Raw genomic sequence first — 18,851 nt, forward strand, 5'->3', positions numbered from 1 at the left:
GCTGATTCGGCGTCTACTAATGCTTTATTGAGAATACTATACAAGTCTAATGGTTAAATCTGCTCCTTCCCCCATCGCTAGCCGTAAGCCTTCCAAAGTAGAAGGGATCAAGGAAAATAGTAATTTTTTGCGTGAACCTGTAGCAACTGAGATCCTTCAAGACACTACCCATTTTACTGAAAATGCGGTACAGCTTTTGAAGTATCACGGTTCTTATCAACAGGATAATCGCGACAACCGCACCAAGGGACAGGAAAAAGATTATCAGTTTATGCTGCGGACAAAAAATCCAGGTGGTTTAGTACCGCCGCAGCTATATCTGGCTTTAGATAAAATAGCTGATGAGTATGGCAACCACACGTTACGAGCAACTACCCGTCAAGGTTTCCAACTGCACGGAATTTTAAAGAAGAATCTTAAGTCAGCAATTGCCACCATTGTCAAGAACCTGGGTTCGACTTTGGGAGCTTGCGGCGACATCAACCGCAACGTGATGGCACCACCAGCCCCTTTTAAGAATCGTCCAGAGTATCAGTATGCCTGGGACTATGCCCAGAATATTGCTGACTTGCTGACAGCACAAACAGGCGCTTATTACGAAATTTGGTTAGATGGGGAAAAGGCAATTAGTGCTGAAGAAGACCCAGAGGTGAAGGCGGCGCGACAACGCAATGGGAATGGCACAATTATCCATGACAACGAAGAACCGATTTATGGCACCTACTATATGCCCCGCAAGTTCAAAATTTGCGTGACAGTGCCTGGGGATAATTCGATTGATTTGTATTCTCAAGACCTGACGTTGGTAGTAATTACCAATAAGAAGAAGCAATTAGAAGGATTTAATATTTTTGCTGGTGGTGGTTTAGGTAGAACCCACGGTAAAGAAGAAACTTTTGCTAGGTTAGCAGACCCCATTGGTTATGTGGCAAAAGATGACGTTTACGACATTGTGAAAGCGATTGTTGCTACCCAGAGAGATTATGGCGATCGCACCGACCGTCGTCATGCCAGATTAAAATATCTAATCAACGATTGGGGCCTAGATAAATTCCGCACCCAAGTTGAAGAATATTTCGGCAAACCAGTCGAAGCCTTCAAACCACTGCCAGAGTTTAAATTTCACGACTTCCTCGGCTGGAATGAACAAGGTGATGGCAAGCTATTCTTAGGAATTTCCATTGACAATGGTCGAATCAAGGATGAAGGTTCGTTTCAACTGAAAACCGCTTTGCGGGAAATTGTCGAACAGTTCAACTTACCCATCCGCCTGACACCCAACCATAACCTGATTTTTTACGATATCGAACCAGATAGCAAGGAAGCTATTCAAGACATTCTTAGCCGTCACGGTGTCGGAGACGACCCTAGTAAAATAGAACCTTTAGTACGGTATGCAATGGCTTGTCCGGCTTTGCCCACTTGCGGCTTGGCAATCACTGAATCAGAACGAGCAATACCGGGTATTTTGGAAAGAGTTCGCGCCCTTTTGGATAAAGTTGGTTTACAAAAAGAACATTTTGTGGTAAGGATGACTGGATGCCCCAATGGTTGCGCTCGTCCCTACCTCGCAGAATTGGGATTTGTCGGTAGCGCTCCAGAATCTTATCAATTATGGTTAGGGGGTTCGCCAAATCAAACTCGACTAGCACAACCTTACATAGAAAAGCTGCACCATAATGACTTGGAAACCTTCTTAGAGCCGATTTTTGTTTACTTTAAGAAATTCCGCAAATCGAAAGAAAAGTTTGGTGATTTTTGCGATCGCGTTGGTTTTGATGCCATCCGCGAATTTGCTGCTAGCTACGAACCGCAAACAGCTAATGGTGCAAACAAATCGCGTCATCGGGTCAATTTGAAAGAAGAGGTTTATGGCAAGTTGAAAGAAGTAGCAGAAAGTCAAGGTAAACCCATGACTCAGTTAGTTACTGAAGCGCTAGAGGCTTACTTCCAGAATCTTTCGTAAGCTGAATAATTGAAGATAATGAAATCAAGGAGAGACACAGATAAATTCATCTGTGTCTCTCTGGTATAAGTCCTAATACAGTTAGGTAACACATCCAAAAGAAAACTGAAATATGGTAACAACAGCAAAATTCGCAGAAACTAGGGATGTGCTGCAAAACATCAGCTGGCAGACATTCAAAGCTATGCTGGCAGATATGGGATCTGAGCGAAATAAAAGGCTAGCTTATGACAACGGAATAGTAGAAATTATGACCCCCCTGATGCCACACGAGAACTCAAACCGTCTCATCGAAGGTTTTGTTCTTGTGTTGTGTGAAGAATTTGGTTTAGAAGTTAAAAGCGCTGGCTCGTTGACTATGACGCGGGATGACTTGGAGCAAGGAGGCGAGCCGGACAGTAGTTACTATATCCAAAATGAATTGTTAGTTCGCAACAAAGAAAATATTGACCTAAATACAGACCCACCACCAGACATAGTACTGGAAGTGGAATATTCCAGACCCAAGATAGACAAGTTAAGCCTTTATGCTTCAATGGGAGTCCCAGAATTCTGGCGGTATAACGGAAATGTCTTGAAAATCTACGCCCTTAATAATGGGCAATACTCGCAAAGCGATCGCAGTCCAACTTTTGCGCCTGTTCTGGTGACGGAGATTCCCCGATTTCTTCAAGAAAGCAAGAAAGTTGGACAAATAACAGCAACTCGTGCTTTCCGTACCTGGGTTAGACAACAGATATCTACAGCAGGGCAATAATTTATTAAGAAAAATGTCTCAACTGCAAAGAATTGCGATCGCACCCTCCCAATTCCAACAAGGGCAAATTTTGCTCACTAAAGAACAGCAGCATTATTTGGGGCGTGTGTTGCGCTTGCGTGAAGGCGATCGCTTTATTGCAATGGATGGTAAAGGAAAATGGTGGTTAGCGCAGCTAGCAGGGGAACAAGCACAGGTTTTAGAAGCGCTTTTAGTAGAAACAGAATTACCTGTATCGATTACGCTGATGGTGGCATTGCCCAAAGGTAATGGATTTGATGAAGTGGTGCGGTGTTGTACAGAGTTGGGAGTAACTTGTATTGCACCAGTATTGAGCGATCGCACTTTACTTCATCCTAGTCCTCAAAAGCTCGAACGCTGGCGGCGCATCGCAGCCGAAGCCGCCGAACAATCAGAGCGCTCATTCGTGCCGACAATTTTAGAGCCTGTTGCTTTTAATACGGGTTTGTCATTAGTCATTAGTCATCCCTTGCGGGAAGGCGAAGCGCCTATGTCATTTGTAAACAGTCAGCAATATATCTGTGAAGCGCGTGGTGAGTTTCCCCATTTAAAAGATTGCTTACAGCACAAAGGACAAATGACAAATGACATAGGACAAAAAACAATTGTTATTGCTACTGGCCCAGAGGGAGGATGGACAACACAAGAAATCGAGAATGCGATCGCAGTTGGATTTCAACCTGTTTCCCTTGGTCGCCGCATCTTGAGAGCAGTTACAGCCCCAGTAGTAGCATTATCCTTGATTACCGCAAGTTGTGAAGTATAAATGATTTATAGCTCACGCAAAATATATTTTGCATGAGACATCACTCCAGCGTGTATTTAAAGTAAGTGATGATTGAGCAAGTTGCGATCGCTTTTGAGCATAAAGACTATCAAACAGCAGCTAAATTACTAAAACAGCTGCAAAAAGAATCACCCGAAAATCCTTGGGTACAATATTATCTCGGTCGGCTATATGAAGTATCTGAAAAGCACCAAGATGCAGAAAAAATTTATCGGCAACTGCTGCGAGATACAAGGAACGCCAAAATAGTAACACTCGCACGCCAAGGTTTGCGACGGCTACAAGAAATTGAACTAGAAGAAAGACAAAGAGCTATTTCCCAAGCAAAATCTGAACCAAATAACACCGAACTTGGCGTACTAGTCTTAGAGCCACTCAGTATCGAGATGAAAACAGAAGCATCTCGAAAATTCGCCCAGATTATGCAGCTAGACCCCTACACCGCACGGCTGGTACTGCCAAGTCGTGGCTGGAGGTTGTACCGCACTGGCCAAGTAGGAGAACTAAAATTTTATGGCAAACAGCTACAGCAGGCTGGTATTCCTTGCTTTTGGGCAACAATAGCGCAAATTCAGCAAATTCAAGTTTATCAAGTCAAACATTTCCAAGCATCTACCCCACAAGCTACTGTTGTTTGTCGTAACGAGGTAAATCAACTTGGTTCTCTCACTTTTGACTGGTCAGAAGTCACAGCAAGAGTAGTAGGACTGTTGCCCATTTTTGAACAAGTTGTAGATTTTGATGCTCACCATAAACTGGAATGGAAAACTCAAACACAAGACTATGCTCAGTTTTGTGATTTACACATACCTGGTAGACGTTCTATTCTCCGACTTTATGATAACGGCTATGAATTTCAGCAAGGTTTAGAAATTATTCCTCAAGCTAGCCAACATACAATCAGAATTAATTGGAATAGTTTATCAAGTTGGATTGACCAGCAACTACCTCAAGTCAAAATCTGGTCAGATTTTACGTGTTTTGCAGATACAACATTAGATCAAACCGAAATTTTGAGTCATATCAAGTCTCACATCGAGCTGTTTCGTAGGGAACAGACTAATTGGGACTCAGCTTTTCATTTGTATAGTGGACTGGTGTTTGTTAAATAATTTGTAATTTGTAATTCGTAATTCGTATTACCTACCTGAATAACTCAGTTCATAAATCAAATTGGAGTGTTATATCAAATTTATGAATATAGTCAGTACTAAAAACCAATAGCTAGGGGGTTTGTACGTTAAATCCCCTCAAGGAGAGCAACTAGTTTTTCCACTCAAGCATACGGAAGTTATAGCAAAAAAGGCAAATAGCATATTTAGTGGAACGCGCTCCAGCGAAAGCTCCACCAGAAGCTCCAGATTTTATTGTGCAAAGGCCGCTGTCAAAGCAAAATAAGCCAAAGCGAAAAAAATCAGCCCCGCGATCGCCAAAATTAGCAGCACCTATCCACCAACAGTTAGAAGTCATCAGTATTACTGGCTTGAATGAAGCGGCAATTGCTGATCTAACTCAACACTTAGAAAAAACAAATTTACTCCCAGCCTTTGGTGGTGAAATCGTTTTCGAGTTCACTGTCAACAAGAGTCGGGTAGCAGGGATAATGTTAGACGAGGAAACCTCAACCCTAAAAGATGCAGTTGTAGTGGAGAAAATTAAGCGATCGCTCCTAATTTGGAGAGTTCTCCCATCTACAAATAGCAAAGTTATCTTAACCTTGCATCTTCGCGTTTAATCTATAGAGACCGTAAATTTACGGTCTCTATGAATTATTTAGGTGTTTTAATCTGACGCGCCATGTCTAGATAAACACTCATATTCGCTCCTGGACGACGACGACCATTAGAGCTAGTAGCCGAAGGAGCTAGATATTTTGGTGCAAAGGTTGTTTCAGTTGGCTCTTCTTTGAGTACTTTCGCTGCCGCGGCTTTTGCTTTTTTGCCTGGTTCAATTTTAAGGCCCTCAGCAGTCTGGACTAGTTGAACGTCGGCTGGTTTAGGATTTTTAGCTGATTTTTCCTTAGCTGGTTTTTCCTTAGCCTTAGACGCGGCGGTTTTTGTTCCATTCAATGAATCTGGTTTAGATGGAGTTGGTGCTTCTGATGAAATTGTATCTGCTACTTTCTTAGCATTCGATGCAACTGTCGATGTAACTGTATCTGCTACTTTCTTCGCGTTCGATGCTACCTCCTTAGCAGCATCTTTGGCAGCATCTTTGGCTTCGTCCAATTCTAAAAAGTAGCCATTGCTTTTCTTCTTTCCGGGTAACAATCCAGTAATAAAGCCCAGAATACCGCCAAGGAAACCCTGAATACCCGAAATTAACTTTTTGATAAAATCCATTACAATTACTCCTGCCTTTTACCTTTTATATTTTGAACTCGACCGTAATTGTTAAAAATTACGAAAAAATGTTACATTATCTACTTGGCTTCACCCCGCTCTGGTGACAACCCTTATAGGTTTGTGCTTAATTAACATTGTAGTAAAACCACAGGGCAAATGTTCTATTGCAAGCATTTGCAACCTGCACACACCGAGAACTAATTATTAAATTTTACTGTAGCTAAGAGCAAGATTCTGAAAGCAAGCTTCACAATAATTAACATTTCTTTGTTTGGTAAATAGCCAATTGAAGTTAAACAAGCAGTTTGCTCTCACCCAGTAGGAAGAGTGTCATAGCCGAATGGCAGATGGCAAGATAAATTAGTTAAATTTTATACAAACTATCTTTGAAAGCATTTCAGTTTTGTTTGCCACAATATTTTTATAAAGAAAGAATCCGAAAAGCAATAACTTCAGTTTGTAGAGCAGTATGTACCTACAAAAGTGAAATACACCCCTTAATTCAGCCAGATTTTGTAAATGAACATTGAAAATCAACAACGCAATCCCGTTTTGTTAATACACGGCATTGACGATACAGAGGCAGTTTTCCATAGAATGGCGGCTCAATTAAGACTAAAGGGTTGGTCTGTATATAGCCTGAATCTAGTTCCTAACAATGGTGATGTGGGTCTTGATGAATTGGCAAAACAAGTAGCCGATTATGTTACAGCTACCTTTGCACCAGAACAACGTCTAGATTTAATCGGCTTCAGTATGGGAGGAATTGTCAGCCGTTACTATGTTCAGCGATTAGGAGGAATTAACCGCGTGCAGCGGTTTATTACAATCGCTTCACCCCATTATGGAACTGTAGTTGCCTATGGTTCCCGTCGTCCTGGTTGCCTACAAATGCGCCCCGACAGCATTTTTCTCAAAGATTTAAATTCTGATGCTGTAATGTTGGGCCAGCTAGATTTTACGTCTATCTGGACACCTTATGATTTGATGATTGTCCCAGCAAATAGTTCACAAATGCCCGTAGGAAGCCAAGTAATAGTACCAGTTACTCTACACCCTTGGATGCTGACAGACTCCAGGAGTTTAACGGTAGTCACAGCAGCTTTAGCAAAGCCTATTAAACTACCCTTGCTGAATAAAAAATCCAGTCAGTAACCAGGATGCTTGTTACGCGTGCATTACTTGAATTTTTAATTTTTAATTTTTAAGTCCTATCCCCAATTTGCGTATGTTCGTAACTCCCAAAAATTGCCTCTGGGTGACGATAATACTTGAACTCCATGAGATTGTGAAAGGGATCTTCTAAAAAGAAAGTGCGATGCTCAAGAGGAGAACCAACAAAGCGATTTTTGGTTTCTTCACGAAAAAATAGCTGTTGTTGTTGTGCCCTTTGTAGTAAGTCTTGCCAGTCACGTTCTTGGGTAAAAATTAGTCCAAAATGTCTGGGATAGATAGTTTGTTGCGGTGTCAAAGGTCCTTTTGTGACATGAGCCACTAATTGATGACCGTAGAGATTGAGTATCAGGGCATGATGGTTTTCACGACCTGGAATGCAGCCCAAACCATCTACATAATATGCTTTTGTTTGGGCAATGTCAGTTACAGGGAAAGCTAGATGGAATAAAGTTTGGCTCATAGCTTATGTGAAAAATACTAGTAATTTATGCTATCTACAATTTATGCTATTAAGTTTTAATTGTGGTTAACTTGAACACAGTTTTTATTGACATTAACTTATATTCTTTATCCTTATTACTAAGATTGGGCACTGAGTAATACTTCCGCCACTGTACTCTGCGGCTATGGAGAAGAGTCTACCTAACTCAAAAGAAGTTTTGCATTTTGTTTAATCATTGCAGCGTATATCTAAAACCTCATTGATGGTTTGACACTCAGCTTTCAGAGCGATGCCTACGCAATTTACTTAATAATACAAACATATTACTTTACTTAGAGAGGTTTCAAAAATAAAGCACTAAGCATCACAAATTCGTTATTCTGTTGATATTCAGACAAAATTACTCATGATTAATTGCTGATGTCATCCTCAATAGATTCTGTAAATCCCTGGTTAGTAGCAGTAGTATTAAACACAATTTTATTGGGTTTAGCTTGGATTGCTCCGAAAAAGCTACTTACCCCTGCTGGATTATTCCACGCCTGGTTCCTGGCCATCTTAATTTGGGTAACTCTAGGCTGGCAAGGATATGCAGTAGTAATGTTCTATTTTTTGGTTGGTTCTGGCGTTACCCGCATCGGTATGGCGCAGAAGGAGGCAGAAGGAATTGCTGAAAAGCGTTCTGGGGCAAGAGGCCCAGAAAATGTTTGGGGTTCGGCTTTAACTGGGGCACTGTGTGCGTTGGGAGTAGGAATAATAAATTCGGGATTCCTCGTACCTAATCCCCAGTCGCTAATCCCCAATACTTCGGCTTCGCTCAGTACAAGTCTCCAGTCCCTATTATTGCTAGCCTATGTAGCGAGTTTCAGTACCAAGCTAGCTGACACCACTGCTAGTGAAGTCGGTAAAGCTTATGGTAAAAGCACTTTTTTGATTACCACACTCCAACCAGTGCCTCGTGGTACAGAAGGAGCGGTAAGCTTGGAGGGAACTTTAGCCGGAATTTTGGCTTCTGTAGCGATCGCACTTGTGGGTTGGGGAGTTGGTTTAATCGATCTATTGGGAGTCGCTTGGTGTGTACTGGCAGCATTTATTGCCACCAACCTAGAAAGTGTGATTGGCGCAACACTGCAATCTAAGTATACCTGGCTGACCAATGAAGTAGTAAATATTTTTAATACATTAATCGGTGCGATCGCATCTGTGCTATTTGCTTGGACATGGATAACTTTCATTAACTAGACTGACAACAATAAACAATTACAATTACTCGTTTAAGTGGGGCATTTAGATCATTACCAGTTCCAGATTCCCCACTTAGCACTGGCTAAACCCTAGCTATCCGCTAACAGCACTCAGCATTCTTGAAAGACATTGGTAAAAAATAACTATTTGCCTTACTACTGCACCACCACTAATATTTTCAATCCTGATTTTGCCCCCACTAGACTGTAAAAGTGATTGTGGCAAATTATTTTATCTACTAGCTATATAATTTTTTGACCATTTATATGTAATTAGTTCATCGAATCTTTATCATTTTTATCCATTAATGACTAGATGATTTCTATATGATTTAATTTAAAAGTCCTATAAGTGTTTAACAATTTTCACATAATTAGTTCATGGAATCTTTATCATTTTTGACAATTAATGACCAAATAATTTCTATAGAGCAAGCAGTAAAGTACCTGCAAGCCTCTGGAAAATTGGGACAGTTCATTGGGGATATTCTCCGGCAGTACGTAATTGAGGAAGAAATCCGAACACGAGATGATATCGAAATTGGTACTGCAATAACTGAACAGTCAATTATTGACTTTAGGCTGAAAAATCAACTTACTGACCCCCTAAGTTTTCAAGAATGGTTAAAGACAAATAATACAGATTACGCTACTTTTCACACATCGGTTGCTTTTGGTTACAAGTTAGAAAAGCTGAAAGCTGTAGTGACACAAACAAAACTCCCAGAATATTTTATTGAACGCAAGATTTTTTTGGATCGGGTAGTACTTTCCCGGATTGTTGTTGACAATCGAGAATTGGCAGACGAACTCCAAACCCAAATTGAAGAAGGAGGTAGTTTTGAGCAACTAGCTAAAGAGTATTCCCTTTCAGATGACCGAATTGTGAATGGCATGATGGGAATCGTCAGCCGAGGTAGTATGCCGGATATATTACGGGCAGCTATTGATGTGGCCAGTCCTGGACAATTGATAGGCCCAATAGAAATCGTTGGCAAAGACTCTCCCCAAGGAGAAGGGCCTTATGGTTTGTTTCGAGTAGAACAATTTCTACCAGCGTCTTTAGAAGATACTCAACTACAGCAAGCACTACAAAATGAGTTGTTTGAAAAATGGCTAGCAGAGAAAATTCAAAAACTGACAGTCAAGTTACAAGTGAGTTAAAAACTCTGGATAATGAATCTTTACGATTAAAAGTGCTAGCTTCTTTGCCTTGGAATCAGCCACCGCTATCCTGGCTGACTCCCGAACAACAATCCCGATTAGAAAATGAGTGCCAAACCCGCCAGTATCGTCTTGGAGAAAAAATCTGGTCAAACGATGTTCGCGGTTATCAATTCTTAATTGTGGCTGGGAAAGTCCGCTTGCGAGAAGAAGGCATTGGCAAACCAATAGCCGCCCTAGATGCAGGGGATTGGTTTGGCGACTTCCAAAAGCTGTCTGCGGATTTTAAAGCTGTAGCTGCTAGTAAAGAAGTGATAGTAGTTTATTGGGATACTGCGCTGTGGGCAGAATTTTCTCATCCACAAATTCAGGAATTTTGGCAAGCGTTACCAGTAGAGATGGAGGGACAAAGGGAAACATTTTCCTTCTCTAGCACTCCTTCAGTAACTTCAGCCTCAGACGGGACTTCCAGCCCCCACAGCCTCCAACCCCAAAAAGGACTCCCAGCCGCCAATTTAATCGCTGCAATTTATCCGTTTGTTGCCAGTTGGAATACCGCTGCTGCCTGTTTAACAATGGTGGCGCAACAGTTAGAAAATTCTGTGCAACTGGAATGGGTGCAGCGTCAACTTAGAGGACAACGCCCAAAACAGGTTGTGGAAGCAGCAGAAAAGTTAGGGTTAGTGTTGCGGCGGTTACAAGTGAGTTGGAGTGAGTTGCGACAGTTGTCATTTCCAGCTTTATTGCTGTGGAATTCTGACTCACCCCAGAGTCCATCCTGGGTGGTGGCTTATGGAGTTAAAGGCGATCGCTTAATTATCGCTAACCCTCTAAATCCCGAACGGACTTGTGAAAGCTTGCCGCAGTCCATAGTTGAGGCATGTTGGGATGGACAATTGTGGCAAGTAGAACTCATATCCCAGCAAGAAAAATTTAACCTCAGTTGGTTTACCCCAGCAGTTTGGAAGTATAAAGGATTGCTCACAGAAGTATTGTTAGCATCTTTTACCTTGCAGCTTTTGGGGTTAACAACACCGCTAATTACCCAAGTCGTCATTGATAAAGTGATGGTGCAGGGGAGTTTGCCGACTCTCGATGTGATGGCGCTGGCGCTTTTATGCGTAGCCATATTTGAATCCGTACTAGGCATTCTCCGCCTATTCATCTTTACTCATACAGCTCGCCGTCTGGATTTGAGTTTATCAGCGCAGCTATTTCGCCATCTGATGCGTCTGCCATTAGCTTATTTTGAGTCGCGGCGCGTCGGAGACACAGTAGCAAGAGTCCAAGAACTCGAACAAATTCGTCAGTTTCTCACAGGTACAGCATTAACTGTAATTCTGGATAGCATCTTTGCTGTGGTTTACCTGGCATTGATGTTTTACTATAATATCCCACTCACCTTTGTGGCTTTAGCAGTACTGCCGTTGTTTGCCACATTGACGATAGTTGCAACACCTATTCTGCGTAACTGGCTCAACGAAACCTTTAACCGAAGTGCTGATAGTCAATCGTTTCTAGTAGAGACAATCACCGGAATTCACTCCGTTAAAGCCCACGCAGCCGAACCAGTAGCCCGCGATCGCTGGGAAGGCTTATTTGCCCGTTTCATTCGCACAGGCTTTAAAGCTTCTACTACCTCCAATATCAGCAGCAACATTGGTGACTTTCTTACTAATTTGTCCACCATGCTGATTCTCTGGTTTGGTGCCAAGTTAGTCATCGAACAAAAGCTCACAATTGGACAGCTTGTTGCATTTCAAATGTTGTCTGGTAGAGTTACAGGCCCGCTTTTGCGCTTAGTACAGTTGTGGCAAAACCTTCAACAAGTGCTACTTTCTGTAGATCGCATTGGTGATATTCTCAACGTCTCCCCAGAAGCTGAACTGGGAACTGGCTTAGTTTTGCCACCTCTGAAAGGACAAATCACCTTCGAGCAAGTATTTTTCCGCTACCGCCCGAACTTTGAAGCAATTCTGCGAGGAATCTCTTTCAGTGCCGAACCAGGGCAGTTTGTTGGCATTGTCGGACGTAGCGGTTCTGGGAAAAGTACCCTTTCTAAGTTATTGCAACGCCTCTATCAAATTGAATCAGGACGCATCCTGATTGATGGTTTTGATATAAAAAGTGCCGATTTAGCCTCACTGCGGCAACAAGTTAGTGTAGTTCTCCAAGAAGACTTTTTATTTAACGGTTCTATTTTGGAAAATATCACTCTCGGTAGTCCCGACATTACCGCAGAGCAAGTAGTAGAGGCGGCAAGATTAGCCGTGGCACATGACTTCATTAGTCAATTACCCTACGGTTACGAAACCAATGTTGGCGAACGCGGTACAGCTTTATCTGGTGGACAGAGACAACGCATTGCTCTGGCAAGGTTATTTCTTTCCCAAGCGCCAATTTTAGTTTTGGATGAAGCTACCAGTGCCTTGGATAGTGAAACTGAACAACAAGTACTGCAAAATCTGCAAAAAATTTCTGCCAACCGTACCGTGTTTCTGATTGCTCATCGCTTTGCACCGCTTAAACGTGCTGACTTGATTTTGGTATTGGAGCAAGGCGTGATTGCCGAACGTGGTACTCACTCACAATTGTTGCAGCAAAAGGGTTTGTATTGGTCATTATATCAGCGACAGCAAGCAAATATTTAATAGATTTAACTAACTCAAAGCTTGTAGCTACATAAAAGATCGACGTTTGCAAAGCGGCTTAAATATAGCCTTTGGCGAATGGAGCATAACTCCGTTCGCTATTTTTATTTTGTTGATGCTCCAGTCTGTGTGGTGTAAATAACTTTTATAGCTAGCGATCGCAGGAGTTCTAAGAGTAATAAAAGGAGTTGATAACGCCATGTTGCGATTTTTGCATTAGTCTCCATTAATACACCTTAAATATTTAACATTTAGTCGATAAAGTTACTTTTAATAAAAACCGTAATTCTCATAATTTTTTTTGGTAATAAAATTAGCATTTTGTTATTAAATTCCATAGTAATTATTGAGAATGAAGTTTATTCACACATTGAAAGTTTTTGGTTGTAAAGGTTTCACAGCTTCAAACTGTCAAAAAACGGTTGCTATCTTTGAGAAATAATTTATGCACATTGATGATGTTAATAACAATATATTGTCAAATAAACAGCTAAATACCACTTCAATCTCCTCATTAGATAGCTTTCATACAAAAGATAACTACAGCCTCAACTTCAGCAGAAGTAGTAGCTATAACTTAGATGATGCTGATGTGCAGTTACTAAATAATGATGAATCTGAAAATAGCAATAACGCTACTAATAATGCTTTTAGCACTCAAAATTATAACTCCACTAATGGCTATGGCTTGATTAATGGAGCAGCAGCAGTGGCTAGAGCTATTGGTCAAAATACCTTTGCTGATGTTCCCGATCTTGGTGGCGATAATTGGGGAGCAGACATGGTTAAAGCACCGGAAGTTTGGGCACAGGGATATACAGGTAAAGGCGTTGTTGTCGCTGTTGTGGATACTGGAGTTGACTATAACCACGAGGATTTAACAAATAATATCTGGACGAATACCAAGGAAATTGCGGGTAACGGTATAGATGATGATGGAAATGGCTATGTTGATGATAATTACGGTTGGAACTTTGCCGATCAAAACAACAACACCCTAGATGACAACGGTCATGGTACTCATGTTTCCGGTACGATCGCAGGAGAAAATAATAACTACGGTGTCACTGGTATAGCCTACGATGCCAAGATTATGGCTGTCAAAGCTTTAGATAGCTCTGGCTCTGGTTCCTATAGTTCCATATCTAAAGGTATTCGCTACGCTGTAGATAATGGAGCTAATGTAATTAACCTCAGTTTAGGAGGCGCATCTTCTAATCGCACTCTAGAGTCAGCCATTAACTATGCCAGCAGTAAAGGAGTAATTGTTGTCATGGCAGCAGGTAATGATGGTGACTCCTCACCAGACTATCCTGCCCGCTATGCATCCAAGTCGGGAATTGCCGTTGGGGCAGTAGATAAGAATAATAATATGCCCGACTTCTCTAACCGCTCTGGAACGAATCCAATCGCTTACGTCACAGCTCCAGGAGTCAAGGTTTATTCATCAGTTCCGAATAATCAGTATGCAACTTATAGCGGCACATCTATGGCTGCTCCCCATGTTGCTGGTATCGTTGCCCTGATGCTTAGTGCTAACTCCACCCTGACTGATGCCCAGGTACGTCAGATTGTCACAGAAACCGCAGCAAATAGTACACAAACTACAAGCTCTAGTTTTAACATTTCTAATGTCAGTTCTCTAGCGAGTCAGGTGATTGCAGAAACCGCAGGGAATAACACACAAATTACAAGCTCTAGTTTTAATAGTTCTAATGTCAGTTCTCTAGCGAGTTGGGTGATTGCAGAAACCGCAGGGAATAACACACAAACTACAAGCTCTAGTTTTAATAGTTCCAATTTTGGTTCTCTAATCGGTCAGGCAATTACAGAAACCACAAGATATCTAACACCCGAAAATATCAATAGTTTTAATAATTCCAATTTTGGTTCACTAATTGGTCAGGGAATTACAGAAACCGCAACATATCTAACACCAGAGACGATCGCTAATTGGAATAATTCTGATTTTAGCCCTGTAATTAGTCAGGCAATTACAGAAACCACAAAATATCTGATATCAGCCGAAGGTAATAACATATCAACAAATCCAGAATTATGGTGGCAATTTCAAAACTATGAGAAGATTCTGGGCAGTATCAATGTAAATAGCAATCAGGATGAGAATAATCCAGATTTTGTCAAACTACTAGAGGGAATGCAAAAACAAATAGATCAGCATAGAAAATTTTTGGGGATAGCTTGAAATTTATAGCGATTTGCATTTACAGCGGTTCTCAGTTGAGTGAGGTACAAGAACCCCACCTCCAACCCCCTCCCCGCAAGCGAGGAGGGGAATATGATGTACCTCATGTGATTAGTAAACGCTATAAGTTCAATACTGCTCATCTGTCGTGAATAAATGTAAGGGTTTAACAATGTTAAACCCTTACTTGTGGCTAATCTAACAGACTGCCCTATCTAACGGAAAATGCCTCATTGAAGCGCCGTGTCACAGGTTCAGTGATGAATGTCAAAATTGATTTTTTACGAGTGACAATTTCACCTGTAGCAGCCATCCCTGGTGTAAATTCTACTTCTTGACCTCGAACGTTTACTGAGTGTTTATTTAGCTTAATTCTTGTCGGAAAAACCAAACCCAATTCTTTATCAGCAATTGCATTTGGACTGACTTGCATAACTTCGCCATCCACAATGCCAAATTCTTGGAAGGGAAAAGTCGCCATTTTCACTTTTGCCTTCATTCCTTGACGAATAAACCCAATATCGCGGTTGAGAACTTTTACCTCTAGAAGCATTTCTTCCCCTTCCGGCAAAATTGACAGCAATTCTTCACCCGATTGTACTGGTCCCTTGGTGGCTTTGACTTTATAAATTGTACCGGCTACGGGAGCCTCAATCGTTTCTAAGGCTTGTTGCTTCCTCGCCTGCTCTAATTGACCTTGAACGGTTGTCAGTTCTTCTTTACGCTTATTAAACTGCGTCAAAATTTCGCTTTGGCGTTCTGATGCTACACGCTGGGCCTGACTACGTGCAGCGTTGTAAGCTTGTTCTGCTTGGCGAATTTCCTGGACTTGAGCAGCAATATCTTTTTCTAATGATGTGACTTTATCTTGAGCCTCTGTGATTCTATTCTGGGCGTTGATCACTTCATCTTGCGCTCTGGTGATTTCTGTCTTTGCACGAGTTAATCTTTCTTGGGCATCTAGGTAATCGACACGAGGCACAGCGCCAGGAGTAATTAGAGTGCGTAGGCTTTTTTCCCTTTCTTGAGCAAGGGCTAAATTACTTTCAATTTTAATTCGGATGCTATCTGCATTGACAAGGTTGGTTTGAGCATTCGCAAAGCTGCTTCTAGCATTAACTAAGTTATCTTGCAACCTGCTCAAGCGGACTTTAGCTTGATCGATGAGTGCTATTTGGCGATTTGCTTCTGCTTCCGCTGCTGCTTGACGAGCTTGGAAGTCTTGCAGGCGGGAGCTTAAAAGTTCATCTTGCAGTTTCGTACCAGTAATTTTGCCTCCAACACGTTCTGCATCCAAACGTTGTAAATCGTCCTGAATCAATCTACTAGATTTAGCTAGGCGGGAAACATCGGTTATTTGCAAGTCTGGATCTTTTTGAATCAGAATTTGACCTTTAGTAACGCGATCGCCTTCTTGCACTTTAACAGCGACAATTGACCCTCCACCCAAAGATGTCACCGGTCTTACCTGTGTAGAAGCAATTAATTCCCCCGGTGCTGTTGCGACTTCATCGATTTGTGAGAAGTACGCCCAAGCGATCGCTCCAAATACAATGGCACTCATCGTTCCCGCTAATAATCTAGTGTACAGGGGTGGCAATTCCTGTACGGCCTTCCCCAACTCATAAGTAAGTTGTTCCTCCGGTTGGGCGAATCGCTCTTTTGTCTGACGTGCTTGAGCAGCATTTACCATACATTTTTGTCCTTTGTCCTTTGTCATTTGTCATTTGTCATTTGTGCTTGGTTATTCACTAATGACCAATGACTAATGACAAATGACTATTCAAACTGCTAAATAGCGCCGCAAAAAACTGTCTAATGTTTCCAACTGGAAGTTATAAATTGCTTCTAAATTGGCAATTTCATCTTTTGTGCAGAAAAATTCATTTGCTAGCAATGTGCGATAAGTTCCCATAGCTTTTTGGATTTTGGGATTAAATAAACCCAATGCACTCTGTAACCCATCAATGACAAATAGGGGTGAGTTAACTATTACTGGTTCTTTGGCGAAAATCCGACCAAAAATCCGAGGAATATCTTCTCGCAATAAAATCTCTGGTCCTCCGACGGGTAAAATCTGGTTGCGAGCGCCTTCAACTGTCACAGAATCCACCACTATCCTTGCCAAATCATCAGTACTGACAATTGAGGTACGGTTTTTGCGATCGCCAACCAGCAAATACAATCCCGTTTCCCGAAATCGTTCTACTAGTGGCAGCAAGTTAGATGCTAATCCAGATGGGCGTAAAATAGTGTAATTTAAGCCACTAGCTGCCAAATATCGCTCTACTGCTCGTTTAGCTTTGAAAACCGGAGCATCTTCATAACCGCGATCGGCTCCCAGCACAGAAATGAAGACAAAATGCTCTACACCATTGGCTTTCGCCTGGTCGATGAGTTCAATATTAGCGCGGTAATCTAAAGATAAAGCATCGCTATCGGAACCGTGGGCGCTGATAATATACCGCACATCCTGACTCGCTTTCTGGATATCTTTTTCTTCTAGCAAGTCACCGATGAAGATTTCTGCACCCCGGTGTTCTAACTCGCTATAGCGCGAGGTAAGGCGGACAAATGCCCGCACAGACTGTTCTCGTTGTCGTAGAAGTCGCACAACTCTGCGACCAATGCCTCCCGTTGCTCCAGTTACCAGAAACATACAAATACCTAAATTGAATAGTTACAGCGTTTATAATTGTCAAAATTCTCGATATCTCGATATATAGTCACACCTTATTTATTTTAATACTCTAAAAATGATCCCCCACATCCTTGTAGATGCAGGGGATAGAATAATAGGATTAGTTTTACTGGCTCAACAAGTCAATAGCTTGTTCAAGCGACATCTTAGCCTTGTGCAAATTTAGCAGGTTTTCCTGGTCGTATCGGTCAGGATAGCTCATTTTCCTGCCCTCTAAAGTTATCCGAATTAGTGCTGCTTGCTCATCTGTGGGTGAATTCATCTCATCTATAGCAGAACTGATTACCTGGATAGCGTTAAAGTTAGGGAATTTTAACCCTTTACCTTGCTTCATTTGTTACAGCGCTAAAAGTGGAAATGCCATCAGAGTTACGATGTACGAGGTTTTGTATCCTGCATTCCCAGTTGGTTTGATGCCGTATCTCCGACACAAGTCGCGTAATTCTTTAATAGTCTTGATTTCAAGTTCGGAACGCGTGAACATAAAATAGTAGTGTCCATTTTTGAAATTGGATATTGGTGGTTGTACTTCCGGCAAGTTGTCGCAACCACCAAAAAACAATTTATTGTTTTGGCACCAAGTAAATCAAGCCTTATTTATATTTCTCAATAATGCCTAATCCTAAAGGGAATCCACAAAATTTACAACCAATTAAATCAAATAGAGAAGAATCATTAACAGAAAGGATTAACCTACGCATTACCAAGACTATGAAGGAAGAACTATCTACAAAGGATGATCCTCCAGAATTTTGCCGTCGTGCAATCCAGGAAGCATTAGATAAAGATAAACAGAAGTAATTTCAAAGAGATAGTTGTCACGAATGTGTGAATTACTGGAATAAGTCAGCAATATGCTTGATTGTTTGCGGAAAACACCAAAATGAGAAAACAAACTAGGATTTGAGAAAGTAAAAGCTGATTTTGCTTGCGGAAAACACCAAAATGAGAAAACAAACTGGAGTTTGAGAAAGTAAAAGCTGATTTTGCTTGCGGAAAACACCAAAATGAGAAAGCAAACTGGGGTTTGAGAAAGTAAAAGCTCATTTTACTTGCGGAAAACACCGAAATTAGAAAGTAAAAGCAGCTTTTGAGTAAGCAAACACAGCTTTTGAGTAAGTCAAATGTCATTTTGCTTATTAAATTTGACTTTAGGGACTCCCAAATAAAAAATACTCAACTACTTCTTGTGGAGTGGGCATCTTGCCCGCCCATAGCCAAAAGCTGTTAAGAGGATGTTTGAAAAGTCATAATTGGTGTATCAACGTTTTTTACCCCACCCTAACCCTCCCCGTATGTATTGGGGAGGGAACTAGATTTTCCAGTTTTCCCCCTGGTAAAGGCAGGGCTGTTTCATTCCCTAAAACAGGTAAAATTGCAAGTGTTGAGGG

17 protein-coding genes are annotated in these 18,851 nt (G+C 41.5%); 11 read left to right on the top strand and 6 right to left on the bottom strand.

Annotated features, from left to right (window positions below; all coding sequences use genetic code 11):
• The first annotated feature begins 49 nt into the window (after positions 1–49).
• From sir to RMY27_RS29180, 5 genes are all read left to right on the top strand, one after another.
• On the top strand, positions 50–1,966 hold the full coding sequence (gene sir, locus RMY27_RS29160; RefSeq protein WP_322668321.1) for a sulfite reductase, ferredoxin dependent: 1,917 nt from the start codon (positions 50–52) through the stop codon (positions 1,964–1,966).
• A 112-nt stretch (positions 1,967–2,078) separates the two neighbouring features.
• Positions 2,079–2,723 (top strand): Uma2 family endonuclease, encoded by a 645-nt coding sequence (locus RMY27_RS29165; RefSeq protein ID WP_322668322.1) that lies wholly within the window; start codon positions 2,079–2,081, stop codon positions 2,721–2,723.
• Positions 2,724–2,736: 13 nt separating this feature from the next.
• Positions 2,737–3,510, top strand: coding sequence for a 16S rRNA (uracil(1498)-N(3))-methyltransferase (locus tag RMY27_RS29170; protein WP_322668323.1), 774 nt, complete (start codon positions 2,737–2,739; stop codon positions 3,508–3,510).
• 68 nt (positions 3,511–3,578) lie between these two features.
• A complete protein-coding gene (locus tag RMY27_RS29175) occupies positions 3,579–4,643 on the top strand; it encodes a tetratricopeptide repeat protein (protein ID WP_322668324.1) in 1,065 nt (354 codons plus the stop codon).
• 209 nt (positions 4,644–4,852) lie between these two features.
• Positions 4,853–5,266, top strand: coding sequence for an after-VIT domain-containing protein (locus RMY27_RS29180; RefSeq protein WP_322668325.1), 414 nt, complete (start codon positions 4,853–4,855; stop codon positions 5,264–5,266).
• Between the two features lie 34 nt (positions 5,267–5,300).
• Here RMY27_RS29180 and RMY27_RS29185 read toward each other — a convergent pair whose 3' ends face one another.
• Positions 5,301–5,873, bottom strand: a complete 573-nt coding sequence (locus tag RMY27_RS29185; protein WP_322668326.1) for a hypothetical protein — start codon at positions 5,871–5,873, stop codon at positions 5,301–5,303.
• A 522-nt stretch (positions 5,874–6,395) separates the two neighbouring features.
• Between RMY27_RS29185 and RMY27_RS29190 the strand changes: the two genes are divergently transcribed.
• Positions 6,396–7,031, top strand: a complete 636-nt coding sequence (locus RMY27_RS29190) for a triacylglycerol lipase (protein ID WP_322668327.1) — start codon at positions 6,396–6,398, stop codon at positions 7,029–7,031.
• A gap of 49 nt (positions 7,032–7,080) precedes the next feature.
• On the opposite strand, the gene RMY27_RS29195 is transcribed toward RMY27_RS29190, so the two are convergent.
• Complete coding sequence (locus tag RMY27_RS29195) at positions 7,081–7,512, bottom strand: VOC family protein (protein ID WP_322668328.1); 432 nt, start codon at positions 7,510–7,512, stop codon at positions 7,081–7,083.
• A gap of 402 nt (positions 7,513–7,914) precedes the next feature.
• Between RMY27_RS29195 and RMY27_RS29200 the strand changes: the two genes are divergently transcribed.
• The 3 genes from RMY27_RS29200 (at position 7,915) to RMY27_RS29210 (ending at position 12,553) form a co-directional block, all read left to right on the top strand.
• The gene (locus RMY27_RS29200) at positions 7,915–8,736 is read left to right on the top strand and encodes a TIGR00297 family protein (RefSeq protein WP_322668329.1); all 822 of its coding nucleotides are present in this window, start codon (positions 7,915–7,917) and stop codon (positions 8,734–8,736) included.
• Between the two features lie 383 nt (positions 8,737–9,119).
• On the top strand, positions 9,120–9,902 hold the full coding sequence (locus RMY27_RS29205) for a peptidylprolyl isomerase (RefSeq protein ID WP_322668330.1): 783 nt from the start codon (positions 9,120–9,122) through the stop codon (positions 9,900–9,902).
• A complete protein-coding gene (locus RMY27_RS29210; protein ID WP_322668331.1) occupies positions 9,851–12,553 on the top strand; it encodes a type I secretion system permease/ATPase in 2,703 nt (900 codons plus the stop codon). Before RMY27_RS29205 ends, RMY27_RS29210 begins: the two co-directional genes overlap by 52 nt.
• A 104-nt stretch (positions 12,554–12,657) precedes the next feature.
• Here RMY27_RS29210 and RMY27_RS29215 read toward each other — a convergent pair whose 3' ends face one another.
• Positions 12,658–12,780, bottom strand: coding sequence for a hypothetical protein (locus RMY27_RS29215; RefSeq protein ID WP_322668332.1), 123 nt, complete (start codon positions 12,778–12,780; stop codon positions 12,658–12,660).
• 218 nt (positions 12,781–12,998) lie between these two features.
• On the opposite strand from RMY27_RS29215, the gene RMY27_RS29220 reads away from it, so the two are divergent.
• The gene (locus tag RMY27_RS29220; RefSeq protein WP_322668333.1) at positions 12,999–14,759 is read left to right on the top strand and encodes a S8 family peptidase; all 1,761 of its coding nucleotides are present in this window, start codon (positions 12,999–13,001) and stop codon (positions 14,757–14,759) included.
• A 211-nt stretch (positions 14,760–14,970) separates the two neighbouring features.
• Here RMY27_RS29220 and RMY27_RS29225 read toward each other — a convergent pair whose 3' ends face one another.
• The 3 genes from RMY27_RS29225 to RMY27_RS29235 form a co-directional block, all read right to left on the bottom strand.
• Entirely contained in the window at positions 14,971–16,479 is a 1,509-nt protein-coding gene (locus RMY27_RS29225; RefSeq protein WP_322668334.1) for an HlyD family efflux transporter periplasmic adaptor subunit, read from the bottom strand.
• Positions 16,480–16,542: 63 nt separating this feature from the next.
• Positions 16,543–17,418: an SDR family oxidoreductase gene (locus RMY27_RS29230; protein WP_322668335.1), complete on the bottom strand. Its 876-nt coding sequence runs from the start codon at positions 17,416–17,418 to the stop codon at positions 16,543–16,545.
• 148 nt (positions 17,419–17,566) lie between these two features.
• Positions 17,567–17,794 carry a hypothetical protein gene (locus tag RMY27_RS29235; RefSeq protein WP_322668336.1) on the bottom strand — a complete coding sequence of 76 codons (228 nt, stop codon included), beginning with the start codon at positions 17,792–17,794 and terminating at the stop codon, positions 17,567–17,569.
• 278 nt (positions 17,795–18,072) lie between these two features.
• Between RMY27_RS29235 and RMY27_RS29240 the strand changes: the two genes are divergently transcribed.
• Positions 18,073–18,261, top strand: a complete 189-nt coding sequence (locus RMY27_RS29240; RefSeq protein ID WP_322668337.1) for a hypothetical protein — start codon at positions 18,073–18,075, stop codon at positions 18,259–18,261.
• Positions 18,262–18,851 lie beyond the last annotated feature (590 nt).

Origin of the sequence: Nostoc sp. DedQUE09 (assembly GCF_034530915.1) — a bacterium.
In the GTDB taxonomy this organism is placed as follows: domain Bacteria; phylum Cyanobacteriota; class Cyanobacteriia; order Cyanobacteriales; family Nostocaceae; genus Nostoc.